Origin of the sequence: Streptomyces viridosporus T7A, assembly GCF_008704515.1 — a bacterium.
GTDB lineage: Bacteria > Actinomycetota > Actinomycetes > Streptomycetales > Streptomycetaceae > Streptomyces > Streptomyces viridosporus.
This window is the reverse complement of record NZ_CP023700.1, coordinates 285,755-309,003: the sequence shown is the minus strand read 5'-3', so window position 1 is coordinate 309,003 and position 23,249 is coordinate 285,755. Positions and strand designations below refer to the sequence as shown.

The following is a 23,249-nucleotide window of genomic DNA, read 5'->3' as shown; positions in this document are numbered from 1 at the left end:
GCGCAAGCCGGTTGGCAAGGAAGGGGCTCTTGCGGGATCCCGTCCGCAGGTTGAGACGACGGGAAACTGACGGACCATTGGGTGATGGCCCGTCGGTCGCCCCGGATTCCGGCAAGGTGCCGGGGGTGTGGCGACCGGTGGACAACGCGCCATTCATCGCGGCGCACCGGACTCTCCGGCGCCGCCGGCTCCGCACGGCGGCGCGGCTGCTCAGGTCGCCGCTGGCCCCGGGCGGGCGGTGCGGCCGCGCCGGACCGCCGGAAATCATGGCCGATTCGTAAAGGTCAAGTGGAGTATTCCGGTATGTCGTGTGATGTGACGAGGGAGACCGGGTCCATGCCGCGTCCCCGTCCGTCGTCGGCGCCGGCACGGGAGGAAGGCCGCGCCATCCCGCGCGCGTTACGGCGGGAATGCTCCCGGCGGCTTTCCTGAGGCCGAACCCGTATGGGCGGATTGCCCCTTGCGGCGCCCAAGACCGGTGGCCGGTTCGACACCGTCGGTCGAGAGCGCTTTCACAACGCCGTTCGGCGCCCAGCCTCTCCAGCCACCGGGCCCCCTCTGGTCTCGGGCGAACACCCGCGGCGTCCCCTGCCAGACACACTCCGCACGCCGGACCGAGCAGCCGCACCACGGGCACAGCGCACTGCTCACCGCGGGCGGGGCGGGAGCGAGGGAGCAGCGGAGACGGTGCTGTGGCGCTGTCACGTTGTTGGGTGCCTGGGTCTCTGACGGCGCGTCGGGGCATGGGGAGGGGTCGGGTTCCGGGCCGGTGCTCGGGCCGTGGTGGGCCGGCCGGCGGCGCCGGTGGCCTGGTCCCAGACGGCGAAGCGGACGGTCATCCCGGCGCGGTAGCCGGGGGCGGTCATCCGGTGGCGGCGGGGGCCGGAAGTGCGGTGAGACGCCGCGGGACGCGGCCAGGAACCGCTTCCGCTCCGCCGACGGAGCAAAAGCCCTTCATCGCGCGTTCGCGTTGCCGGGTGGGCCGGTGGCTGTTCTCTGCCCGGTTGTTCGGGTACTTCGAGGTGCGGTGCTCTGCTCCCGGCGTGACCTGGCGGTGGGCCGCTCGGTAGGAGCGCGGCTTGTCGGTGACGAGCACCCGTGGCACGTCCTCCGGGCCCATCGGGAGCCGGCGGAAGAACCGCACGGCGGCGCGGGTGTCGCGCTGGGGCTGGACGAGGATGTCCAGCACGTTCCCGTGCCGGCCGGCGGCCCGCCACGGGTAGTGCCGCTCGCCGTTGACCGTGATGAAGACCTCGTCGAGATGCCGCGTGTCCCCCGGCCGCGGTCGGCGGCGGCGCAGCTCATGCGCATGGATCTGGCCGGACTTCGCGCACCGGCGGCGGACGGTCTCGTGGGAGACGAGCACTTCGCGCTCGAGCATCGGCTCCTCGACTTCCCGGAACGACAGCGGGAAGCGGTGATACCGCCACACGCAGTGGGAAATGATCTCGACCGGGTACCGGTGCCCCTGGTACGACGGCGACGCGTCCCCCACGAGCAGACCCCTTCTCGGAGCGATCGACCTGAAGAGCACCCTACGGGAGTTCCCCAACGTGACAGTGCCCCCGGCGGTACTCCGAGCCGGAAGAGGAGCAACTCCAGGCGCACAACAGCAAGTACCAGATCGTTGAACGCCTGCTGGCCGTCCAGCAGCGACAACGCAAGGCGCGGCAGGCCGCCGAACAGGAGCACCTGGCGGCGATCGAAGCCCTCCTCCAGCGCCAGAAGGCCTTGGCCAAGCCGGTGGTGGCACGGCGCATGCCCATGTTGACGAGCCGTCGGCTTGCGGACGGACGCCGGAGCGTCGCGGAGCTGGTGGCACTGGGAAAGTCCAGTGAGCACGGGACCCGGCCTGCGGGTGTCCCAGGGCACCCGAACGGATTGCCGGGAAAACCGCTTCTCACGGGGCAGTGTCCTCAGATCGGTGCACCCCGTTGTATCCGGGTGCAAGCTGTGACTGACCGGTGAAAGTGACGGAGATGGCACAAACAGCAAGTGTGCGCAGGCGCGTTGTGTTGGCGCTCTGCTGCGGTCTGATGGCGGCGGGGGTGGGCGGGACGGCTCACGCGGATAGCAACGACAATCTGGCTGATCCACCGATGACGTGCGGTTCGGGGCCGCTCACGGCGAGCGGTAAGGGGCAGTCGTGTGTCACGGACCAGCATGTCGATCAACAGATCGTCAAGCACCACAGCAAGAGCTTCGACCTCGTCGACTTCGCCGACGTGATCACTCCGCTCGACGGCCTGCTGCCCTGAGCGTCCCGTCTTCCTCCGCACCCGGCCGGAGCGGCCGGGGCAGGTGTTCCCGTTCAGTTCAGGAGTTCATCGATGCGTACCCGTCAGTTCGTCGGAGCCGCGGCCCTGGCCGCGGGGGTCTTGGTGCCGGCCGCCGCAGGAGGGGCTGTGGCGGACACCAACATCAACACCCACAGCCCGTCGATGCTGTGTGACACCGGACCACTGGCCGCCACCACCGCTCACAGTTCATGCGAGGCACGGCAGAGTGTGAGGCAGGGCGTGCTGAAGACCCACACCGAGGACGTGGATCTGATCAACCGGCTGGACATCGCTGTTCCGGCCGCACTGGGGGCCTGAGATGACGGCAGGATCGCCCAGGGGCGTGATGCGTGCGACCGGCCTGTCGCTGGCGGCGCTCGCCGCCGTTCTGGCGAACGGGGGAGAGGCCGCGGCCGACTCCAACCAGACGGAGCAGAAACCGGTGATGCTCTGCAACATCGTGCTGTTCTCGCCCGGGGCCCAGGTCGGCGACGGATGTCAGGCCCTGCAGACCAGCGGGCAGAGCATCCTGAAGGAGGACAGCGTCAGCCATACGCTGGTCGACTTCATCGGTGTCCGTCCGAGTCTGTTGTGACGGAGCCGTTCGGCCCGCTGGCCGCTACCCGTCCGGGACCCGCCGTGGGCGTGACTCCGGCAGGTCCCGGCGGGCCGTCCGGTCTGTCAGGACGCGGGCGCGGCGCAGGCCCGGACGGTGTCCCAGGCTCGGCGGACGGTCGTCTCGTCGGCGTAGGGGGACCCCAGGGCGGCACGGAGCACCGGCCGGCCGTCCACGATGGCGGGCGTGCACAGGACGTCGGGTTCTCCGGCGAGACGCTGGGTGAGCTCCCGGGTCCGGTCGTCGGTCTCCGCGCGGAGGACGACGAGACCGAGCCGGTGGGCGACGAGGTGGAAGCCGGGCTCCCGCTCGACCAGGGAGGCGAGCAGGGCGGCGAGCCGGATGTCGTGCCGGATCACCTCCCGCAGTTCCTCCAGGCCATGGGCGCGCAGGACGTACCAGAGTTTCAGGGCCCGCATCGGGCGGCCGAGCGGAACCTGCCAGTCCTTGAAGTCGACGACCTTCCCGGAGTCGGTGGCGTCATTGCGCAGGTAGGAGGGGGTCGCGCCGAGGGCATCGGCCAGGTCGCCCCGGTCGGCGACCCACAGGATGTCGCACGGGGTGCCGGTACGCAGCCACTTGTGGGCGTTGACGGCGTAGGAGTCCGCGAACTCCGGCCCGGCGTCGTCCTCGCGCAGTTCGGGGCAGAGCGCCGCGCTGCCGGCGTAGGCGGCATCGACGTGCAGCCAGATACCGCGTTCTCGGCAGACGGCGCCGATCCGGGGCACCGGGTCGGTGGCGCAGGTGACGGTGGTGCCGACGGTCGCCACGACGGCGGCGGGCACCAGCCCCGCGGCCCGGTCGGCGTCGACGCGGTCGGCCAGGGCGGCCGGGTCCATGGTGTGCGTGCCGGGGACGGTCGGGACGAGGACGGGTTCGCCGGCGCCGGCGATGCGGACCGCCTTGGGCACACAGCTGTTGGCCTGGTCCGTGCAGTAGACGCGCAGCCGGCCCTCCGTCCCGTGCTCGCGCCACCGGCCCCGAGAGGCCCGGTGCAGGGCGGCGACCACGGCGACCAGTGCGGCCGACGACGCCGAGTCCTGGATCACGCCGCCGCCTTGCCCGGACGCGTGCGTGAAACGGGGCGGCAGGTCCAGGGCGCGGGCGAGCCAGTCGCACACCCGCATTTCCAGTTCGGTGGCGGCGGGCGACGTCGACCACATCATGCCCTGCACGCCCAGGCCCGCCGTGACCAGCTCGGCCAGGGTGGAGGCGGGCGAGTTGTTGGTCGGGTAGTAGCCCAGGAAGTTCGGGTGCTGCCAGTGCACCAGCTGCGGCACGATCGTGTGCCAGGTGTCCTCGAGGATGTCGGCCAGGTCCTCGCCCTGCTCGGGCGCCGTCTCCGGGAGCGCCTTGAGAGTGGTGCCCGGAGGGCCGGGCGGCACCACCGGGAGCTCGCAGGAGGCCAGGGCCCGCCAGTGCTCGGCCAGGCGGCCGGCCGCGTCAGCCGCAGCGGTCTGAAAAGCGCGTTCGTTCATGTGCGGAAGCTAGACACGCGACCTCCCAGGTCCACACCCTCATGGAGCCATGATCACCCGTACGAGCCCGGTGTGGCTGCCCCCGCCCGAACTGTTGCCCGACGTTCGTTCGGCACTCCGCGGCACGGCGGGACGACTGACCGCCCCGGGCGACGACCTTGGCGTCCTACCCGGATCCGGTACCGGCCCCCGTCCTGTGGACGCCGAGCCCCTCCCGAACCCCAGGGAAGCCGCGTATGACGCGCACTTCAGTGTGGCCCGCACCTCCTGCGACCCGGCGCGCACCTTGCTGCGGGCACTGCTGCGCACCACCGCCGAGGTGAGCGCCTGGGTCTCCGAGGACACCCGAGCCGTTCTGCACACGGCACTGACGGTCTGCGGTCTGAGCGCCCCCGCCCCCGCCGGGACACCACCCGGGACCTCGGTGGCTCGCTGGGAAGCGGGGCACCGGCTGTTCTTCGCCCTCACCGCGGCCACCGTCGTCGCCCTGCGTGACGCCACTGCCCGGCCGGTGGGCCGTCACCCCGGGCCGGCTGCGACCTGGGACGCGGCCGTCCTGCTCCGGGCGAGTGCGGCCGCCATGGAAGCGACCGCGTCCTTCGCCCCGCATGTCTACGAGAGAGAGGTGCGGCCGTCGATGGAACCACCCGAGGAGCGGGATGGCTTCTCCGGCCTGTGGTCCGCCGACCACCGGGCTCTCGTGAGACAGCTGGGGATCTGGGGCAGGGCTCACGCCGGTTCCTGCCCCAAAGGGTGTGTCGCGGGCTCTGCGCTCCGTGCCGCCCTGGCGGACGTGCACGTCGCTCACCACGGCATTTGCGCCCGCTTCGTCGGCCGCGGCCCCTCCCTGCTCGGGGGTGGCGCCGACGCCCTGCACACCCTGGACCGTCTGGCCGTTTCCCGCAGCAGGATGCTGCGGCCCGACGTCGCCCTGCCGCCCGTGCCCCGCTGCCGCAAGGCCGCCGACCTCCGGAGGAGATGACCATGCGCCCGAACGACCCGTCACCCGTCCGGCCCTGGCCCGCGCCCGCCGCCCTTCCGCCGGCACGGGAATCGGACGACCCCCGTCCGGTCACGCTGGAAGGTGTCGCGATCGACGAGGGGACGGCTCACCTGGAACGGCTGGCCGACGAGATCGTCTTTCTCGACCGCTCCGCGTTTCTGCCGGCCTCCTACCGGCCCGCCACCGGGCTGGTGCGGCACGAGCCCGTCTCCCCACTGCTGACGGCTCCGCCCCCGCTCCGGCCTGCACACCGCACCGGCAGGCGAACGGTCGCCGTCGCCTTCGCCCCGGAACACGGTGACCACGCGCGAGTCTGGACCCGGCAGCACGGCTGTCCTCTGCTCGCCCCGCCCGCCGACATCACCGCCCGTGCCTCCGACAAAATCGACTCGATGGAACTGCTGGCCGAGGCGGGCGTCACCGTCCCCGAGCATGTGGTGATCCCGGCGGAGCGGCAAGCGTCGGCCGCCGCCCACTGGCCGGACGGCTGGGACGCCGCGGTGCTCCAGCGCCGGGAGAACAACCTGGCGGGCGGCGGCACCGTCCTCGTCGACACACCGGACGCGCTCCTCACGGCCCTGGATGCGTGGGTCGGCCATACCCTGCGGCTCAGCAGGCTCGTGCCCGGACTGCCGCTGACCGTCAGCGCCTGCGCGGGGGCGAACCGGACCGTCGTTTCCGCCGTCTCCCACCAACTCGTCGGCCTGCCCGAACTGACTCCGGGATGGGGCACGCACTGCGGCAACCAGCTCCTGGACGACTCCGACCTGCCCGCACCGCTCCTCTCCCACGTCCGGGACACCGCCCGTGCCGTCGGAGACGTGCTGCGACGGCACGGCTTCCGGGGCGTCTTCGGCCTCGACCTGGTCGTCGACGACAAGACGCCCGTGGTCATCGAGATCAACCCGCGTTTCCAGACGGTGGCGTCCCTGGCCCAGGCGGCCGAAACCGCCGCCGGTCTGCTGCCCCTGCTGGGGCTGCACGTGCTGGCCTGTCTGCTGCCCGAACTGCCGCCCGTCCGTGCCATGACGCGGCCGGTGCCGCGGCTCGGCCAGCTCGTCGTGCACGCCCGGCGGCCCGGACACGTCACAGCCCTGCCTCGCCCCGGTCATTACCGGCTGACGGAAGAGGGGCCCCTCGAACTGATCGAACCGCTCGACCGGCCCGGCACGTTCGACGAGACGGCTCTGCCCGATCCCCTCCCACGACAGGAGGCCGGGACCGCCCTGGTCTGGCCGCACGCCTCCCCGGGCCCTGCACTGCCCGGCGACGAACTCGCGCTGGTGCAGACCGGCCACCACCTCTGCGACGTGTCCCCGCGACCCGCCCTCGGTCCCTGGGCCCGGTCCTGGACCGAACGACTCCTCACCCACGAGATCCGCACCACGACAGGTGATCCCGTATGACCCGCGACGCACCGTCCACCGCCACGGGCTCCATGGCCAGCGCCTCCCCGGCCACCAGCCGGGTGCCGTCGGCCCGCCCCGCGAGCGCTGGTGACCTCTCGCACCCCTACCGCCCCGGTGAACTCGCCCTGTCGGTCATGGAGATGCGAGACGCTGGCCGCCATGCCGTCGACCTCGTCGTCCAGCGGCTGTGCACGGCGGCGGACGGCCCGCCGCACGCCGTAGCCGATCCCGTCGAACTCGAAGCACTTCTCGACGAGCCGCTGCCCGAGGACGGCAGCGACCTGACCGGACTGCTCGACCACCTGGCCCAGGACGTACTGCCGCTCGGCATCCGGTTCGATCACCCCCGCTGCTTTGCCTTCGTGCCCACCACCGGCAACTATCCCGCGGTCCTCGCCGACCTGCTCTCCACCGCCCACCTGAGCGTCCCCGGCGCATGGCTGGTCGGCTCCGGCCCCACCCGCGTCGAACTGACCGCTCTGAACTGGCTGAAAGAGCTGCTGGGCCTGCCCGGACACTGGGGCGGCCTGTTCGTCAGCGGCGGCTCCGTCGCCAACCTCACGGCGCTCGCCGCCGCCCGCGACCATCACCTCGGCGGTGACCTCACCGGCGCCCGTCTCTACTGCTCCACCCAGGCCCACCCTTCCATCGCCCGCGCGGTCCACCTGCTGGGCCTCGGCCGGGATCAGCTCATCGCCCTCGATCCCGACGCCGGCCAGCGCCTCGACCCCCGGGGCCTGGCCGCCCGGATCGACGCCGACCTCGCCGCCGGCTTGCGTCCCTTCGCCGTCGTCGCCACCGTCGGCACCACCAGCACCGGTGCCGTCGACCCTGTTACGGACCTCGCGCGGCTCTGCCGCCGTTACGGTCTGTGGCTGCACGTCGACGGCGCCCACGGGGCGGCGTTCGCCCTCTCCGACCGCGGCCACGCCCTGCGCGACGCGCTGGGGCGTGCCGACTCCCTCACCTTCGACCCGCACAAATGGTTGTTCCAGCCGTACGAGACCGGCTGTGTTCTCGTCCGCGACCCGGAACTCCTCAGGGCCACCTTCCGGATGTCCCGCCACCATCTCGACACCGGATACCTCCACCCTGCCGAGGCCCGCCACGACGAGGTCAACCTCGACGACCTCGGTCCCCAGCAATCCCGCGGCCTGCGTGCCCTGAAGGTGTGGCTCTCCCTCAAGACCTTCGGTGCCGCGGCCTTCCGCCGTGCCGTCGACCACGGCCTCCATCTCTCCGACCACGCCGCCGCCCGCATTACCGCCCACCCCGACCTCGACCTCGCCAGTTCCCCCGGCCTCGGCATCCTCACCTTCCGCTGCCGTCCCCCGGGCAGTCCCGCCGACCCGCCCGCCGTCGACCGCCTCCAGCAGTCCGTCAGCGACGCCGTCCGTGCCACGGGCCAGGCACTGCTTCTGACCACCCGCGTCCACGGCCGGACGGTCCTGAGGATGTGCACCATCAACCCGGCCACCACCACGGCCGACATCGACGCCGTGCTCGAACTGGTGGTCCGGACGGGGCGAGAGGCGGAGCAGAAGCCCCGGTGACACCGGAAGGCGGTCGTCCGTCAGCCGTCGAGCCGGGTCCTCCCATCCGGCCGGTCAGTTCTCCGGCCGAAGCCGCCGGCGGGCTGCCTCGACCCACTGGTCGTAGTCGGAGGCGCTCCGAGGTCGAGCCAGCGGGCGGGCCTCCTCCGCTCGGGCGCAGAACGTCGTACGACCCCGACGTGGCTGAGGCGGCTTCGTGTGCGGCGCCGTGTGCTCGTGCGGGTCGTGGACGGCACCAGCGTCTCTGCGTCTCGGGCGGTGCCGACCGTGACGAACAAGCCCGGAGGACGGGGCCGCCTTCCGCAGGATCTCGCGTTCCTCCTCCAGCCCACGGACCTTCTTGCGCAGCGCGGCGTTCTCCGCCCCCAGCCGCGTGGGCGGCCCGGCGGGTGTCTCCGCCCTGCGTCCCCGGGGCCGGCTCGCACCAGCTGCCCGGACCCGGTTCCGCAGGGTCTCGGGGTTGATCCCCGGATCGGCGGCGACCTGCCGGATCGTCGCCTCGGGCCGCGACTGGTACGGCGCGACCGCGTCCGCCTTGAACTGTGGCGGATAGTTCTTCATGACCACGAGATGTCCGTTCTCAGATCCTGAGGATCCAGTGTCTCGTGTGTCCAAGATCAAGAGTCAAGGTCTGCGACAGCACACCCCGAGGGTCCGGGCACCCACTACGGCCGGACGAGAAGTGCTACGACGATCCGTGGCACGTCAGAGAACGGACGGGAACGGCGGGAGGGCGGGGCGGGAGGAGCCCGGCCACGTCAGCCCTCGGCCTCCAGCCGGGCCACGATGTCTTGGCGCAGCCGTACCTTGTCCGTCTTGCCGACCGCGGTCAAGGGGAGTGCCGGAACCTCGACGAGCCGTTCGGGCAGCTTGAACCGGGCCAGTCCGCTGTCCTCCAAATGTCCGCGGAGCTCCCGCAGGGACGGTGCTCCCTCGTCACCGCCCACGACGTACAGGCAGACGACCTCACCCAGTACACGATGGGGCATCGCGACGGCCGAGGCGGCCCGCACACCGGGGTGCGCCAGTACCAACGCCTCCAGCTCGTCCGCCGGGATTTTCTCTCCCCCGCGGTTGATTACGTCCTTGACGCGCCCGGCGACCACGAGGTTCCCGGACTCGTGGCGGTGGACGAGGTCGCCGGTGCGGTAGAAGCCGTCGGAGGTGAACGACGAGGCTGCCGCGCCTCCGTGGTACTCCGTGATGACACCCGGCCCCCTGACCAGGAGTTCGCCGATCTCACCGTCGGCGACGGGCCGGCCCTCGCCGTCCACTACCAGGGTCTCGTCACCGGGCGAGGAGGGGCGTCCCTGCGTGGTGAACGCCACCTCGGGCGGATCATCGAGCCGGGTGAAGTGCAGCTGGCCCTCACTCATGCCGTACACCTGCTGAATTCGGCAGTCGAAGGCACTGGCCAGTTGGACAGCCGTGGATTCGTCCAGGCGCGCCCCGCCGACCTGCAGGACTTGCAGGCTCGACAGGTCAGGACCGCTGGAGGCGGCGCGAGCGACGAGCCACTGCCGGGCGAGCGCGGGGGTGAGCGCGCAGTGTGTGACGCGTTCTCGCTCGATCAGCGCCATGGCGGCGGTCGCATCGTCCGGGGCGGCGAGTACGACCTTTCCGCCGCTGGCGAGCGTGCCGAGTACCCCTGGAGCGGAGAAGGCGAAGGCGTGCGTCACCGGCAGGACGGCGAGGAACACGGATTCGGGTGTCAGCCCCGAGACTGCTGCCGCGCAACGGATCACGTGACCCAGCGCCTCATGGGTTCGGGCAATGGGTTTGGGGGCGCCCGTGGTTCCGCTCGACAGCAGGAAGAGGGCGGTGTCCGAGGGATGCCGGGCCGGATGGGCGGGGGCCGGGACACCGGCCTCGATGAGACGGTCGATGTCCACGTGGCCGGCGGCCCGGTCGCCGGCAGCCGAGACGAGCAGGGTGCGTACCGACGGGTGCCGCTCGCGGAGCTTCTCGGCGAGCCGCAGCTGGTCGAAGCGTTGATGTCGGGCCGGTACGGCCAGCGCGGTCGGCGCCAACGCGGTGATCACCGGCTCGAGTTCGTGCTCGCGCAGGGCTGGAAGGGCGAGGGCCGGGCGCGCACCGAGCCTGATCAGCGCGAGCGCGAGGACGATGGTGCGGGCCTGGTTCGGCAGTTGCACGAGTACGGTGTCGCCGGGCCGGATGCCGGTGTGCGCCAGCCGGGCGGCGCAGCCGGACACCGCCGCATCGAGCTCGGCCCTGGTGAAGGTGCGCTCGGCGTCGACCACGGCCACGCGGTGGCCCGCGTGCACGCGGGTGCTCAGCACGGTGTCGTCCAGGAATTCTGGGCGCCACCAGCCGCGGTCCCGGTACTCCCCGCAAGCCCCCGCGCCAGGCCGGCGGTCGCCGACGATGTCGCCGAGCTGCCGCACGGTGAAGTCGTGCTCTGCCCAGAGATCGACGCGGGTGTCGAAGCGCTCGGCCAGGTCCAGCTGGATTTGCGTGAGGTCGACGGAATCGAGTCCGAGATGCGCACGCAACTGCGCGTCCTCGCGTAGCAGCTCTTCCTCGATCCCCAAATCACGGAGGATCTTTCGCACTTCTTCGATGCCCGTCAACCGGGCCTCCTTGCCTGAGGGCTGTGGCGAGAACAGGGACCGACGTGGCCGGTATGCCCAGTGCGTCTCGCCACGAGACCGGCGCACGGGAGCAGTGGGAAGCGCATACGACGACGAGGGACTCACGAAGCCGGCGGTCCCACTCCCGTGCGCCCTGCACGGTCCGTTCTGGCCGTGCGACGCTGTGTCATCACACCGATTTCGCCCCCTGGAGTGTGATGAACCCAGTGAACAGCGGGACGCTCGCGGTGCCGGGCGCGACAATCTACTTCGAAGTGCGGGGGGAAGGGCCTTTCCTGCTGCTCATCGGGGGAGGGAACTCCGATGCGACGGTGTACAAACGCTTGGCTGCCGTCCTGGCCGGGAGCCACCGCGTCGTCACCTATGATCCACGCGGGAACTCACGCAGCGTGCTCGACGGCTCACCGATGGACCAGAGGGTCGAGGAACACGCCGACGACGCCTACCGTCTGATCGAACACCTCGCTGACCCGGACGAGCCCGTGTACGTCTTCGGGAGCTGCTCGGGCGGGCTCATCGCCCTGGAGCTCACCATCCGCCACCCAGGCAGAGTCCGGCTGGTCGTCGCCCACGAGGCACCTGTTCTGAGCATCCTTCCGGACGCCGAGCGGCACTTGGCACTTCTCGACGACATCTGCGAGACGTACCTCCGTGAAGGAATGGCGCCGGCCCTCACCAAACTGCAGGCCCTCCACGGCGGTCGGCCCGCGCCGGACCTCCCCGAAGTGCACAACAATACCGATTTCTTCCTGACTCACTTCGTTCGGCCGTTCACACGCTTCGTACCCGACCCCGCGGCGCTGGAGGAAGTGGCCGACAAAGTGGTGTGGGCCGGTGGCCATGCCTCACGCGAGGACCTCGTGCACCGCCCGACGCTCGTCCTCGCCGGCCGGCTCGGCCGCGAAGTGGAACTGTTCCCCGGCGGGCACGTCGGCTACGCGAGGTACCCCGCCGACTTCGCCGAGCGGCTCGTCGAGGTGCTCACCCTCGCGGCCGATGCGGCGGACGCTTTGCGGGGAATCACCGGCGGAGGGCAGTGACGTGCGGATCGTGATGGGGGCGCAGAACTGCGGCTTCGGTCCGGTCTCCGAACTCGTCGCGGTTTCCCGGCCGCTCCATGAACACGAACGGGTGTTCGTCGGAGACGGCATCGCCGCTGTCTTCGCCCGGCGCAACCCCGACGCCTTCGACACCATCCACGACATCAGCGGGCTGTCGGGGAACGCCAGGTCAGCAATGATCGACGATCTGCTGCGGGGCAGTGATCACGTGGTCTCCGTCATGGACGCCGAGTTGGTGTTCCGGTCCGTCGTGGCGCGGCGACCCGTGACCATGGTGGACAGCCTGTTCAGTTTCTGGCAGCTCACACAACCGCTTGCCGGAATCCGCGACTTGTGCACGACCATGCCACGTTCCCGCTTCGCGGCCGCCGACCAGCACCTGTCAGGTCTTTCACCGCACGAGCGGGTTGTCGCGGCTCACCTGCTCGCCACACACAGCGTCGTTCAGAACTTCCCCGGCGTCACCGAGCGCGCAGCCGGGCTCGCCGCCCTGGGCGAGGGGCCCGAAATACATCTCACCGGCTCGATCACCGACGTCGAAGGTCTGCGGAACGTCGCGCGGACCACCGAGCCCGAATACGACCTGTTGATCAACATCGGCGGATTCAAGAACTTCCTCCTGGACTTCGACGTCAACAACGACTACGTGCGCCTGCTGCACCAGTGGCTTCCGGATCTGCTGCGCGACTGGCCCCAGTTCCGTCGCGTCCTCGTCTGTGGCGGCCCGTTCGGCGAGAGCCGGGAACGAACCATCCGGGCCGCGGGCGGCCGGGCCGACTGCCGCCTCCTGCGCCAGCGTGAATTGCTCCAGGTGGCGGCGAGCACTGCGGACTACCTGATGGCTCCCGGGCTCACGGCACTCCACGAATCGATCGCCCTGGGGCGGCTGCCCCTGGCAATCCACGAGCAGCACTACGCCCACGTCTTCACCATGCGCGCACTGGACGGCACGCTGTTCGGCCACGCCGGGGGCCGGTTCACAGACGTGGTTCCGTGTCAACCGCTGCCGGAGGACGACTTCGCCGGGACCGCCGCCCTGGTCGAGCTGGCCGGCCGCGTCCGGGAGGACCGCGGGCTCTACACGAAGTACCGGCGGACGTTCAACGAACGCATCGAGCAGTACCTCTCGCTCACCCCACCGCAACGCCAACACGGCGTCGAGGAACTCGGGAAACTGCTGAACGGCGCCCCGATCCACTCGGTGATGACCGAGGTCCTGGGCACGCCGCACGCTGCTTAAGGTGGGGGAGATCCAGCACCAGATCTCCCGGCGCCCTTCCTGGTCCTTCCGTGAATGGGCGAAAGCGGCCACAACGGGGATGTCAGCGGCCCGACCACACCGAAACAGCGTGGTGACCTGCACAGACACGGGAACGGTTCGCCGGGTCACGCAACCGAGGACGCAACCCCGCCGGTGGACGTATTCGACCTCGAGGACGCTGTTGAACGCCTCGCTGACGGCGTTGTCGAAACACGACCCGACGCGGCCCATGGACTGGGTCACGCCGAGCCTGCGGCAGACCCACCTGAAGCGGCGTGAGCCGTACTCGCTGCCGCGGTCCGAATGAAAGATCACGCCCCTCACGTCCCCGCCACGCGTGGCTGCAGCCATCTGCAAGGAGGCGACGACGAGTTCGGCGTCCTGGTGGGCACCCATCGCGTAGCCGAGCAGACGGCGGGAGAACAGATCGATCACCGTGGCCAGGTAGAGCTTGCCCTCGCCGGTGACGATCCCGGTCATGTCCCCGCACCAGACCTGGTCCGGGGCATCCGCGGTGAAGTCGCGCTGTACGAAGTCCGGCGCCGCCGGCCGCTTCCCGGGCCTGGTCAGCCCCCGCCGACGGCGGATCCTCCGCCCGGCCAGGCCGAGGTCGGCCAGGGCCTTCGCGACGGTGTTCACCGAGACGCGCCACCCTTCCCGCACGAGCGTGATCTAGATCTTCGGGGAGCCGTAGGTGCCGCCCGACTCCTGGAATATCTGCCGAATCGCGTCGGCCAGCCGGCCGCGCCTCACCTCCCGGGCGGTGACGGGGCTGTCGCGCCACTTGTAGAACCATGACTCGCTCACGCCCAGCACACGACACGCCAGGGTGTGCGGAATGTTCTGCTCGGCCTTGCGGTCGTTGATCACCCCGGCCACCTGGGCCGGGTCCGCCGCAGCTACTTCACCCACAAGGCCATGCAGCGTTTGAAGACATCATGCTCCATCTCCAGGTCCCGGATGCGCTTGTTCTTCTCCGTCATCTCCGGCCGCAGCCGCTCCAGTGCAGCGCGCTCGGTATCCCGCAGACGGCCTCCCGAAGCAGCGGGCGCGGGATGGTCGGAGGAGGCCGAGCCGTTGCGGCGCCACCGCGAGACCCAGCTGTGCAGCGTTCCCGGATGGACACCGAGCTCCTCAGCGACCTCCGGGATCGGCTTCCCTGTCTCGATCACGATGCGTACAGCACCCTCACGGAACTCGGCGTCGTACGTCCGCTTCTCGGTTCTCATGAACCTCACCTTCCCCTGCAATCACGGACTCCACGCTACGAGGGGAGGGACACTTCGGCCTGACCCTGTTCCTGGTTATAGAGGGCGCGGGCCTCGGTAGGGCGCGCTGCCAGCCGCGTTCGCTGCCGCCATACCAGTTGTGTAGCGGTTCCTGCCTGCTTGGCTCAGCTCCTCGAGCGCAGTGCGGACAACTTGATCGCGGCGCACGCGGCCCGAGCCCTCTCTGGTTGCCTCGCCCGTCTTCCGAACGTCGTCCAGCGCCGGTGCCGGTCTTCTCCTGCCAGGCCGAGCAGAACGCTTCCGCCGTGTCCTGGTTGAAGTAGGGGATGAGATCGACCGTGCGGGTCGCCTTTGGACGCCGATGCTTCCTCGGCTGCTGCTCTGCTGGGCGTACCGGTGGACCACGCTGGTCGCCGACGCACCGGCGCAGGGAACGCCCTTGGAGGTCTCACCGCATGATGCCGGCGGTGCGGGCGGCGGTCAGCCAGTCGGGGAATTCCTGCAGCAGCTGGTCGAAGAGGTGGTGGTCCGGGATGGCTTGCGGGATGCGGCCGGCGTGGAAGAAGCCCGCGTTGTCGACGACGCGGCGGGCCGGGACGGCGAGGGTGTCCAGCTTGCGCAGGAACGCGAACTCGTTGTCGTCGGGGTCGCCGAAGCCGATGAACTGCCAGAACAAAGGAAGGCGAGCGGCCTTGCACAGGTAGCGTTCGGCAGCGAACCTGCTGGTGGGGCCGCCGTCGGTCTGGAAGACGACCAGGGCGGGGCAGCGGCTGCCGGATGCCAGGTAGTGGTCGATGACCGCGTCCATGGCCCAGTGGTAGTTGGTGCGCCCCATGTGACCGAGACTCTCGTGCAGTTTGCTGATCCGGCCGCGGTGCCCGCCGAGGGTCAGGTCGGTGGATCCGTCGACGTCGGTGGAGAAGAACACCACCGGAACGGTCCCGTCGTCATCGAGGTGGGCCGACAGCGACAGCACCTGCTCGGCCAGGTGCTGCATGGTGCCGTTGCGGTAGTAGGGCCGCATCGACCCGGAGCGGTCCAGCACGAGATACACCGCGGCCCGCACGTCCTCCAGCCCGTGCCGGCGCACGCTGGCCCCCGCCGCCTTGTACAGGCTGACCAGCTCGGGCGCTCTTTCCTGCACCTTGGTCAGGCTGATGGCCGCGGTGCGCTCACTGCCGTTCGTCGAGATCACCCCCTCATGGTGACGCCCCATTCCCGAGCAGGTGCAGCATTTGCCCATTCGGCTGCGGACAGTGCGGCCTGCTCTGCTTGCTCTGCTCATCGTGCCGCTGGTCCTGGTCGGCCTGATCGCCGGCGGAGCTCTGGCCTACCTCGTTTATCGTCACCCGGCCTACGGCACCGGCTTGCGCGACGTCTTCTCGCGCGAGCCGGGCGCGGGCCTGCGCGGGAGAACGGTCCTGCGGCGGGCGCAGACGGCGTTGCTGCACCGAGGCCCTGATGTCCCAGATCATCCGGAGCCGGCGTCCGGCGGCCCGGAGCTGCATGTTCGGGAAGGTGATCAGCGATGGTGTGTGCACGGCGTGTCAGGGGCGGCCCGTCACCGAGGACGTGCTCGCCCAGCTCGGTCGGCGGGTCGGGGAGGCGGTGTGGGCCACCGGGAGCGTCGAGCTGACCGCTCATGGCGTGGGGGTGGCCATGCTCGGCCCGTTGCGGGAGCTCGGTCTCGCCGCCTGTCTGGGGTTCGCCTTGGTCTACCGGGCGTTTCGGCTCGCTGGAGGACTTTGGGGCCGCGGTCGCGGGACTGCGGCGGTCGGGCTGGATGAGCTGCTGCAGCAGGTGGTGGGTGTCGGTGCCGGTGGTGTGGCTGGCCCACAGCTGGCTGTGGGGGGCCAGGGGGCGGCCGTCGCGTGGGGGTCGGTGAGGGCGGTGGCGGCGTTCCAGGCGGCGCGCCAGGTCCGGGCCGGGCACCCGGGCGGGTGGCGGGGACGTCGATGCGGATGTCGAGGGGAAGATGGCTTCGATCACTTCCTGCGGCAGCGTTTGTTAACGGGTTTTGGGCTCTGTCACAGATCTTGGGGAGCGAACGCGGAGGGTGACTGCTGTAGGGCCTTACAAGATCTCGACAGCCCCTGGCGGGACCGGTCCCTCGCCCGCGTAGGTGTCGCCCGGTGGCGTCGACGGCGCGTTCTCGGCGAGCGCCAGGCTGAGCCAGGGCCCGGCAAGGACATCATCGTCCAGAGTGATGCCGAGGTGGTCGAGTACGAGGGCCACTACCGGCGCCATCCCGGCACCCTCGCCCTCGTGCACGGCGAGTGCCGCCTCCACCCGGTCCCACCAGTGGCCGAGTGGTTCGGACCGGGTGTGCTCCATGCCAGGCTCGAAGTACTCGACGCACTCGCCGTCACGCCAGTACTGGAAGACGTCCATTCCATCGGTCGTCGACAGGCTGTACGTCTCAGTGCCCCGGGACAACTCCGCGAGCGATTCTTCCCCAAAGCCGATGCCACCCTCCTCCTCGACACAGAAGGCCCAGTCACCGATCCTCCCGGACCGCAGCAGCGAGACCATCCCATCGTCGGAGTCGCCCGAGACCAGGTCCAAGGCCGCGTCCCAGTCGAGCAGTCGCGCCTGGTCCGGGTCGGCCCCGTAGCGGGTGAAGACCTCCTTGGGGCTCAGGCCGCGGGTAAAGGTGACACACATCCAGGCCACCGCCCAGCGGAGCGAATCCATGCCTGCTTCTGTCTTCATGACTTGCCTCCGTCGTTCACTTCGGTATCGCTCGCCGGCCCTGCAGGGCTGGTGTGTTCCGGGCCATGCGTATGGCGTGACAAGACGCCAGTTTTATGCTGCCTGGTGGCCGTAGAGGCTATTGCAGCAGGATCAGCTTTCGGAGCAGTTCGAATCCGGCTCGACCGTAGAGCTGCCTTTTGATCTTCTTGATGCGGTTCACAGCACCTTCGACACTGCCGGAACTCCACTCCAGGGTGAGTCCGGCTGTCACGGCGTCGAGGTCTCTCAGCATGTGAAGTGCGAAGCCGGTGAGGCCGGGCAGTTGGCTGGCACCGACGGCCTCGATCCAGGTGGGGAGCCTGGTTCCGAGACGGCCGGTGAGGATCTCGCGGAAATCCCGGACATGGCGGGCGGCGGCATCCAGTTCCGGGCAACGAGCCAGGACGTTCTTCAGATCGGTGCGGTCGTCCTCGCTCAGGGTCGCGGGGTGGCGGGTGAGCCAGCCGGTGACCTGCCGGACCGTCGGCGGTGGAGGAGGCGCTGTTGCCGGTGCGGCGCGCAGGGTGGCGATGTAGGCGCGGACCATCTGGTAGGTGACTGGGGCGTTCTCAGCGAGGAGTTCGTGGTGCAGACGGGTGACGCTCGTACATCCCGCGGCGAACCGCCGCTCCAAGCAAGGCTTGTAAGGATCCAGCCTGGTGGGCCGGGGCCGGTTCTCGCGGAGGGTGTCCTGCCAGTCGACGGCACGTGCGTAGCGCAGGACGGTGTTGAGGCTCCAGCCCAGGTGCCGGGCGATTCCCCGGCGGGAATGGCCCTGGGCGAGCAGGTTGTGGACCAAGGCGTGCGCGGCCTTCTTGCGCTGAGCCCGACGGCCGTCGAGGTCCGGGCCGGCGGGTACCTTGGTGTCGCTGGGTGCCTCAACGGCCATTTTTGTCAGCAGTGTTGAAGCATTCAGGCATTCACGGTGGGCCGCGACGCAGGTCTCCACGGCCCGGCCGATGCCCTGCCACAGATGAAATCGGTCGGCCACCTGGACTGCGGTGGGGGCGCCGATTCGAGCGCCCTCCGCGTAGGCGCCCGCTCGGTCTCGACAAATGATCTCCACGCCTGGGTGATTGGCCAGCCACACGGCCAGCGGAGCGGAGTCGCGGGTCGGGAGCACGTCGACCACTCGATGGGTTTCGCCGCAGGTCAAGACGGTGGAGTAGGTCTGTCCACGGCGGATCGCGAAGTCGTCCACGCCCAGCACGCGGGGCGTGCCGGGCTGCGGGTCGGGCAGCGCCATGACCTTGCGCAGCAAGGTCATCCTTCCTGCACGAAAGCCGAGTCGGGCGGTCAGCCTGGCACCGGCTCGTCCAGCGAGGGCAAGCCCAACGCATTCCAAGGCATGGCCGAGTCGCGAGGTGAGGCGTGCATGCGGGGTGGTCAGCCGCGCGAACGGTTCGGCGAATGTGCGACGTGGACAGTCTGCCGCGTCGCAGATGAAACGCCGGACGGTCAGACAGATCACAACGCTCTGCCCAGCGAGCGGCAGGTCCTTCAGTCTGCGCTGGTAGGAGCCGTGCACCCGGTTCGATGAACGGCCGCAGTCAGGACACACCCCGCCGGTCGCCCGGCCTCGCGCCACGATGTCGACCCTGCCGAAGGCGACGGTCACTGCATCGACGTCCACGCCGTCGATCCCGTTGAACACCAGCGAGTCCCAGAACATTGTGTCGGCCTGCATAACCAGCACCGTCCCCGGCCACTACCAGCTCTAGCCAGAACCAAGACATATCTGACGGAGCGTCATGCTCGTCTGCCAGATGGAGAGGCGTATGCCGTCTCACCTCAACCCGAGTCTTCGCAATCGAACACCCCGGTCACGCTCCGCGACCGCTCCCCAAGATCTGTGACAGAGCCCAAAACTCGTGAACATCACCCGACCGTGGATCTGGGCGCCTTCCAAACCCGTGAACAACTGACGACGCAACTCGTGAACAAAGCCACTCACGTATACACGTTGACGGTGCCAACGTTTAGCCTGCGCGGTGTTCGACGCAGGCGTCGCCCTCTCCCCGAAGGTCACCCATGCCGCTGCCCGACCGTCTGTCCGGCGCGCCCGATTTCCGCATCAAGCTGCCGCAGGACGGTGCCGAGGCACGCGGGCATTTGCTGACCCAGTACGGCGACGACGGGACGAACAAGTTCCTGTTGCGGAAGGGTTCCCTCGTGACCGCCGAGGAGTGGCCGGGACTCGGCCACCACGCACGCCGGTTCCGGGCGGAACTGCGGGCGAGCGGCGCGCTCGTGGACGCCCCGGCCGGCCCCGGGGCGCGCTGGGTGGCGGCCCGGGACATCGAGTGCAACTCCTCCTCGGCCGCCGCCGCGTTGGTGTACGGCTACGACGCGTACACCGCTGACACCGCCGAGAATCGCATCCTGCGCGCCGCCGGCGAGCGGCTGCTGCGGCTGCCGGGCGTCCCCGGCCCCGTCCGGCGGCGCCTGGCCCACCAGCGGTCCGGCTCGCCGACACCCTGCCGCTGGTGCGGGGACAGGAACTGCCGCACTGACAGCCGTCCCGCCTCGGCTCCCACCACCAGCCCGCGCTGCGGCTCGCCGAGGCCGCCGCGACGGAAGCCGGCGTCCTCCCGGCCTTCACGGCCGCCGAGGACGCCGGGCGGGCCCTGGCACGGGCCGCGAGGACGGATCTACCTGTTGATCCAGATGCCGAAGTCCCGCGTGGCCGTGTAGAAGTCCTGGAAGCCCAGGCGCGCCCCCGCACTACGGGTCACCGTGCCCTTGGCGATCGCGCCGCCGGCGGCCGAGGCGGTGTAGATCGGGCCGCCGCTGTCACCGCTGCGGGCCGCCTCCCGGCCGTCCATCTGCTCCGCCTCCACCAGGTCTTCGGAGTCGTTGTAGAAGAAGAGGACCTTCATGTTGCAGACCGGGCCGCCCGTGGCCCGTGCGCTGGTGATTCCGGACTGGCACAGGTACTCACCCGGGAAGACGTGGTCCCAGCCGTCGACCCGCACGCCCGCGTCGCTGTCGGGTCCCCCGGTGTACATGAAGTTGTCGGAGTTCGTGGGGATGAGCATCACGTCGTGGGCGTCACTGGACTTGGTGGAGGTACCGATGTAGGTGCCCTGCGGGTTGGTGAACCGATTGCCGCTCCGACCGCAGTGCTCAGCGGTGAGCAGGTAGGTCGCGCTTGCGTCACGCACACCGAACCCGGCCGTGCACGCCCCGCCATTGAAGTTTATCTGTGCTCCGCCCGACCACGGCGCACCGTCGTTCACACGCGAGCGTTCCTGGAGAGGCTCCTCGCTGATCGTCTTCACGGACACGCCGGCGATCCGGTCGACCGTGCTGTGGTCCTGCGCGACGGAGGCGGTGCGTGCTGCGCGGGTGGTGTCCTGTGCCAGGACCAGTCCGCTGCCGTCAGTGGGGATCTTGACGCTGTGGCCGAGCGAGGGGTCCTTCTCCAGCCGGGCTTGTAACAGCTCGGAGGCGTCCTTGAGTTCGGCCAGCGAGTGGTCCGCGGCGACGATGTGCACGGGGGCGGTTCTGCGGGCCCGCTCCGCGGCCCGCTGTACGGGCTCGGGCAGGTCGCCCTTCCACCACAGGGTGACGTGGTCTTCCTGAAGGCCGATGCCCGTGTAGCCCTCGTAGTGGCCCCGCTCCTGGGCCTTGGCCAGGATGCTCGCAGCGGCGACGAGGGGTCGCTGCTCGTTCATCTTCCGCAGGTTGTCGGCGCCGACAGCCTGTGAGATCGGGACGCTCTTCTCGCTGTTACCGTCGCGCTGCTGCTCGGCGCTGGCGCCCGGGGCGAGGGTGCCGACGAGCGCCATCGCCGCGGCCAGGGCCGAACCCGCAGCCCACAGGCTGGTTCTGCCGTATCTCATGAGTATGCCTTTCCTCTTGGCGTAGCAGTCTGTGATCAGACGGCACAGGCATCCTCATGGGCCCCGATTTACATTCGATCTACAAATGATTAATACCAACCAGATACTCGGGGGTCGGAAGTGAAACACGGAGTCGCACGTGCAGCCGGGTGCGGTGCCGGGAGAGCCACCTTTTCGCCGCCCCGGCGGCATGCTGGTGAGCCCGGCAAACCGTCGAGTCGACGTTCACGTCCCAGGTGATCAGGCCCTTCGCGTCCGCCTCGGCCTGGAGCTGGGTGACGATCCAGGCCCAGGTGCCGTCCCGCTGCCAGCGCCGGAACAGGTCGTAGACCCGGTCCCACGGGCCGTAGCGTTCGGGCACGTCCCGCCATGGGGCGCCGGTCCGGGGCCGCCACCGTATGCCGTCTATCAGCTGCCGCCGCGTCTACACTGGTGGGCGGCCCGGCTTGATGCCCCTCGGCAGCAACGGTTCTAGCCGGGCCCACTGGCTGTTCGTCAGGTCACCACGCCTCACAGGACGTGATCATCTACAACCAAGATCCACTTTCGCAACAGGCCCTAGCTTGATCTTTAACCTGTGCGGCGGGGCCGTGGGGTGGTCGACTTCTTCGTTCGTCGTTGCGCCGACTGTGTTCTGCGGGGTGTGTGCACGTCGTAACGGGGTGTCGGCCGGGTGTTCTTGCGGCCCGGTGGTCGTCCGGGGCCGGGCCGGGAGGGTTTCGGTGCCTGGGCCGGGCAGGCGGCCTTGGGGCGGATGTGCCGGAAGTCCCGGCGGACGCGGGCGGGGGTGAGCCTGTCCGGCGTGCTGGGTTTCTCCCAGGGCCGGCGCCGGTCGGCCGCCAGCGGCCGGGCAAGCCGCAGCTGGGTGTAGGCGGCGAGGATCAGCCAGGTCCACCGGTCCGCTGCCTCGGGAGTGCGGATCTTCGGGCAGGTCCAGCCGAGGGTCTGCTTGAACAGGCGGAAGGTGTGCTCGATGTCGAAGCGTCGCAGGTACGCCTGCCAGAGGCGGTCGGCGTCTGCTTCGGTGGCGTCGGTGCCGGACCACCACAGCCAGACCGGCTTGGGGGTGGCGCCGCTGGGCAGGTGGTCGATGTCCAGGCGGATCACCGTTCCCTCGACGATGGGGAGGGTGCCGTCGGCCGCGGCCCAGGAGGAGCGGTGGGTCAGCTTGGGATGGAGCCGGTCCCAGGAGCGGGCGAGGGCGGTGCCGTAGAGGCGGGTATCGGTGACGGTCTCGGTGTCCGGGGTGCCCCAGGTGTCGGGCTGTCCGAAGACGAACTCACCACCGTGCCGGGGCGGGCGGCCCAGGGTGCCCGGCCGGCGGGGCGGGACGGCCCTGCGCAGGACGCGGTCCGAGCGCATCCGGGCCAGGACCTGCACGGGCAGGTCCCGCAGGAGGAAGGCCAGGCGGGGTGCGTCGTAGCCGGCGTCCGCGATGATGAGGACATCCGGGTCGCCGGCCTGCCACTGCCCTGCCGTGATCAGCCGCCCGAGGAGGTCGCGCAGCTGTCGGGCGGTGACGGTGGCGGTGTCGTCGCCGGGCGCCAGCCGCAGCGCGTCCAGCGGCGCGGTCCACGAGCTGCGGCCGGGCTCGAGCGCGCAGACGATGGAGTACGGCCAGCCGGGGACCGGGATGTGCTGGTCCTTGCCCCGGCCGTAGGTGTGGCACAGGATCCGTTCCGGTGAGGTGTGGGCATCGGGCCGCAGCCAGCAGGTGACATCGACGGCCAGGACCAGCCGGCCGTCAACGGCCCGCGGCAGGGGCACCGTGGTCAGTGCCCGCCGCAGCCGGTCCGCGTCCACCCGGCCGCGGGCCACTGCCGCGTAAAGTCCGCCGTGACCGCGGCGGTGTTCGCCCACCAGCGACAGCTCGGCCAGCGATCTCACCGGTCCGTCGCCGCACAGGACGGCGTCGGCCAGCTCGAACAACGCATCCGAACGAGCGGTGAGGGTGGCGTAGAACTCGCCCCGGAAGCGTGACAGTTGCGCCAATGCCTCTTGCCGGTCGTCGCGGTGCAGCAAACTCATCCTTGCGGCCTTCGTGCTGGGCGTGTGTGTTCCTTGGTCGGAGCACATGTTCAGACGAAGGCCGCTTCCGCGTCCGCCGGATACCGAACCGAGTGATCAAGTTCGAGGCGCCATTCGACGCCGACGTTAAAGATCAAGCTAG

18 protein-coding genes and 5 pseudogenes are annotated in these 23,249 nt (G+C 70.0%); 10 read left to right on the top strand and 13 right to left on the bottom strand.

Going from position 1 to position 23,249, the window contains the following annotated elements:
* Positions 1-776: 776 nt before the first annotated feature.
* Positions 777-1,495 (bottom strand): annotated as a pseudogene (locus CP969_RS01570) (IS6 family transposase); the annotation flags it as partial.
* Between the two features lie 484 nt (positions 1,496-1,979).
* On the opposite strand from CP969_RS01570, the gene CP969_RS01565 reads away from it, so the two are divergent.
* From CP969_RS01565 to CP969_RS01555, 3 genes are all read left to right on the top strand, one after another.
* Positions 1,980-2,258, top strand: a complete 279-nt coding sequence (locus tag CP969_RS01565) for a hypothetical protein (protein ID WP_144055280.1) — start codon at positions 1,980-1,982, stop codon at positions 2,256-2,258.
* A 147-nt stretch (positions 2,259-2,405) separates the two neighbouring features.
* A complete protein-coding gene (locus CP969_RS01560) occupies positions 2,406-2,597 on the top strand; it encodes a hypothetical protein (RefSeq protein WP_016828237.1) in 192 nt (63 codons plus the stop codon).
* A gap of 25 nt (positions 2,598-2,622) precedes the next feature.
* Entirely contained in the window at positions 2,623-2,874 is a 252-nt protein-coding gene (locus tag CP969_RS01555) for a hypothetical protein (protein ID WP_016828238.1), read from the top strand.
* Positions 2,875-2,960: 86 nt separating this feature from the next.
* Here the strand turns inward: CP969_RS01555 and CP969_RS01550 are convergent, their stop codons facing one another.
* Positions 2,961-4,373 (bottom strand): pyridoxal-dependent decarboxylase, encoded by a 1,413-nt coding sequence (locus CP969_RS01550; protein ID WP_016828239.1) that lies wholly within the window; start codon positions 4,371-4,373, stop codon positions 2,961-2,963.
* Between the two features lie 253 nt (positions 4,374-4,626).
* Between CP969_RS01550 and CP969_RS01545 the strand changes: the two genes are divergently transcribed.
* The 3 genes from CP969_RS01545 to CP969_RS01535 are packed head-to-tail and all read left to right on the top strand — an operon-like array spanning position 4,627 to position 8,338.
* On the top strand, positions 4,627-5,355 hold the full coding sequence (locus CP969_RS01545; protein WP_216087566.1) for a hypothetical protein: 729 nt from the start codon (positions 4,627-4,629) through the stop codon (positions 5,353-5,355).
* Between the two features lie 2 nt (positions 5,356-5,357).
* The gene (locus tag CP969_RS01540) at positions 5,358-6,782 is read left to right on the top strand and encodes an ATP-grasp domain-containing protein (protein ID WP_039831368.1); all 1,425 of its coding nucleotides are present in this window, start codon (positions 5,358-5,360) and stop codon (positions 6,780-6,782) included.
* Positions 6,779-8,338: a pyridoxal phosphate-dependent decarboxylase family protein gene (locus CP969_RS01535; RefSeq protein ID WP_016828242.1), complete on the top strand. Its 1,560-nt coding sequence runs from the start codon at positions 6,779-6,781 to the stop codon at positions 8,336-8,338. The genes CP969_RS01540 and CP969_RS01535 overlap by 4 nt, the downstream gene beginning before the upstream one ends.
* A 54-nt stretch (positions 8,339-8,392) precedes the next feature.
* Here the strand turns inward: CP969_RS01535 and CP969_RS34520 are convergent, their stop codons facing one another.
* Together CP969_RS34520 and CP969_RS01520 are read right to left on the bottom strand one after the other, a co-directional pair.
* Positions 8,393-8,899 carry a transposase gene (locus CP969_RS34520; RefSeq protein WP_078495489.1) on the bottom strand — a complete coding sequence of 169 codons (507 nt, stop codon included), beginning with the start codon at positions 8,897-8,899 and terminating at the stop codon, positions 8,393-8,395.
* A 197-nt stretch (positions 8,900-9,096) separates the two neighbouring features.
* On the bottom strand, positions 9,097-10,890 hold the full coding sequence (locus CP969_RS01520) for an AMP-binding protein (RefSeq protein ID WP_016828243.1): 1,794 nt from the start codon (positions 10,888-10,890) through the stop codon (positions 9,097-9,099).
* 257 nt (positions 10,891-11,147) lie between these two features.
* On the opposite strand from CP969_RS01520, the gene CP969_RS01515 reads away from it, so the two are divergent.
* Both CP969_RS01515 and CP969_RS01510 read left to right on the top strand, forming a co-directional pair.
* Positions 11,148-11,990: an alpha/beta fold hydrolase gene (locus tag CP969_RS01515; protein WP_051044468.1), complete on the top strand. Its 843-nt coding sequence runs from the start codon at positions 11,148-11,150 to the stop codon at positions 11,988-11,990.
* A 1-nt stretch (position 11,991) separates the two neighbouring features.
* Positions 11,992-13,251 carry a hypothetical protein gene (locus CP969_RS01510; RefSeq protein ID WP_016828245.1) on the top strand — a complete coding sequence of 420 codons (1,260 nt, stop codon included), beginning with the start codon at positions 11,992-11,994 and terminating at the stop codon, positions 13,249-13,251.
* Between the two features lie 174 nt (positions 13,252-13,425).
* On the opposite strand, the pseudogene CP969_RS34515 reads toward CP969_RS01510, so the two are convergent.
* From CP969_RS34515 to CP969_RS01490, 4 genes and pseudogenes are all read right to left on the bottom strand, one after another.
* Positions 13,426-13,935: pseudogene (locus CP969_RS34515) on the bottom strand (IS3 family transposase); the annotation flags it as partial.
* Positions 13,936-13,944: 9 nt separating this feature from the next.
* On the bottom strand, positions 13,945-14,184 hold the full coding sequence (locus CP969_RS01500) for a transposase (protein WP_144055283.1): 240 nt from the start codon (positions 14,182-14,184) through the stop codon (positions 13,945-13,947).
* A complete protein-coding gene (locus CP969_RS01495; RefSeq protein WP_016828249.1) occupies positions 14,172-14,501 on the bottom strand; it encodes a transposase in 330 nt (109 codons plus the stop codon). The genes CP969_RS01500 and CP969_RS01495 overlap by 13 nt, the downstream gene beginning before the upstream one ends.
* A 448-nt stretch (positions 14,502-14,949) precedes the next feature.
* Positions 14,950-15,696: a vWA domain-containing protein gene (locus tag CP969_RS01490; protein WP_016828250.1), complete on the bottom strand. Its 747-nt coding sequence runs from the start codon at positions 15,694-15,696 to the stop codon at positions 14,950-14,952.
* Positions 15,697-16,013: 317 nt separating this feature from the next.
* Here CP969_RS01490 and CP969_RS01485 point away from each other — a divergent pair.
* Positions 16,014-16,272: pseudogene (locus CP969_RS01485) on the top strand (hypothetical protein); the annotation flags it as partial.
* Positions 16,273-16,574: 302 nt separating this feature from the next.
* Here CP969_RS01485 and CP969_RS01480 read toward each other — a convergent pair.
* Both CP969_RS01480 and CP969_RS01475 read right to left on the bottom strand, forming a co-directional pair.
* The gene (locus tag CP969_RS01480; RefSeq protein ID WP_026085543.1) at positions 16,575-17,213 is read right to left on the bottom strand and encodes a DUF6461 domain-containing protein; all 639 of its coding nucleotides are present in this window, start codon (positions 17,211-17,213) and stop codon (positions 16,575-16,577) included.
* 118 nt (positions 17,214-17,331) lie between these two features.
* Entirely contained in the window at positions 17,332-18,921 is a 1,590-nt protein-coding gene (locus tag CP969_RS01475) for an ISL3 family transposase (protein WP_026085544.1), read from the bottom strand.
* A gap of 656 nt (positions 18,922-19,577) precedes the next feature.
* On the opposite strand from CP969_RS01475, the pseudogene CP969_RS33065 reads away from it, so the two are divergent.
* Positions 19,578-19,744, top strand: a pseudogene (locus tag CP969_RS33065) (restriction endonuclease); the annotation flags it as partial.
* A 141-nt stretch (positions 19,745-19,885) separates the two neighbouring features.
* On the opposite strand, the gene CP969_RS01465 reads toward CP969_RS33065, so the two are convergent.
* The 3 genes and pseudogenes from CP969_RS01465 to CP969_RS01455 all read right to left on the bottom strand — a co-directional run bounded on the left by CP969_RS01465 (position 19,886) and on the right by CP969_RS01455 (position 23,107).
* The gene (locus tag CP969_RS01465) at positions 19,886-21,079 is read right to left on the bottom strand and encodes a trypsin-like serine protease (protein ID WP_016828255.1); all 1,194 of its coding nucleotides are present in this window, start codon (positions 21,077-21,079) and stop codon (positions 19,886-19,888) included.
* 172 nt (positions 21,080-21,251) lie between these two features.
* Positions 21,252-21,593, bottom strand: a pseudogene (locus tag CP969_RS34145) (IS5 family transposase); the annotation flags it as partial.
* Positions 21,594-21,649: 56 nt separating this feature from the next.
* Complete coding sequence (locus tag CP969_RS01455; RefSeq protein WP_026085546.1) at positions 21,650-23,107, bottom strand: NF041680 family putative transposase; 1,458 nt, start codon at positions 23,105-23,107, stop codon at positions 21,650-21,652.
* Positions 23,108-23,249 lie beyond the last annotated feature (142 nt).

Coding starts and splice junctions, on each gene's coding strand:
- CP969_RS01540 (WP_039831368.1), top strand. CDS start 5,358: ATGCGCCCGAACGACCCGTCACCCGTCCGGCCCTGGCCCGCGCCCGCC.
- CP969_RS01475 (WP_026085544.1), bottom strand. CDS start 18,921: ATGCAGGCCGACACAATGTTCTGGGACTCGCTGGTGTTCAACGGGATC.
- CP969_RS01455 (WP_026085546.1), bottom strand. CDS start 23,107: ATGAGTTTGCTGCACCGCGACGACCGGCAAGAGGCATTGGCGCAACTG.
- CP969_RS34520 (WP_078495489.1), bottom strand. CDS start 8,899: ATGAAGAACTATCCGCCACAGTTCAAGGCGGACGCGGTCGCGCCGTAC.
- CP969_RS01565 (WP_144055280.1), top strand. CDS start 1,980: ATGGCACAAACAGCAAGTGTGCGCAGGCGCGTTGTGTTGGCGCTCTGC.
- CP969_RS01480 (WP_026085543.1), bottom strand. CDS start 17,213: ATGAAGACAGAAGCAGGCATGGATTCGCTCCGCTGGGCGGTGGCCTGG.
- CP969_RS01465 (WP_016828255.1), bottom strand. CDS start 21,079: ATGAGATACGGCAGAACCAGCCTGTGGGCTGCGGGTTCGGCCCTGGCC.
- CP969_RS01535 (WP_016828242.1), top strand. CDS start 6,779: ATGACCCGCGACGCACCGTCCACCGCCACGGGCTCCATGGCCAGCGCC.
- CP969_RS01515 (WP_051044468.1), top strand. CDS start 11,148: ATGAACCCAGTGAACAGCGGGACGCTCGCGGTGCCGGGCGCGACAATC.
- CP969_RS01550 (WP_016828239.1), bottom strand. CDS start 4,373: ATGAACGAACGCGCTTTTCAGACCGCTGCGGCTGACGCGGCCGGCCGC.
- CP969_RS01495 (WP_016828249.1), bottom strand. CDS start 14,501: ATGAGAACCGAGAAGCGGACGTACGACGCCGAGTTCCGTGAGGGTGCT.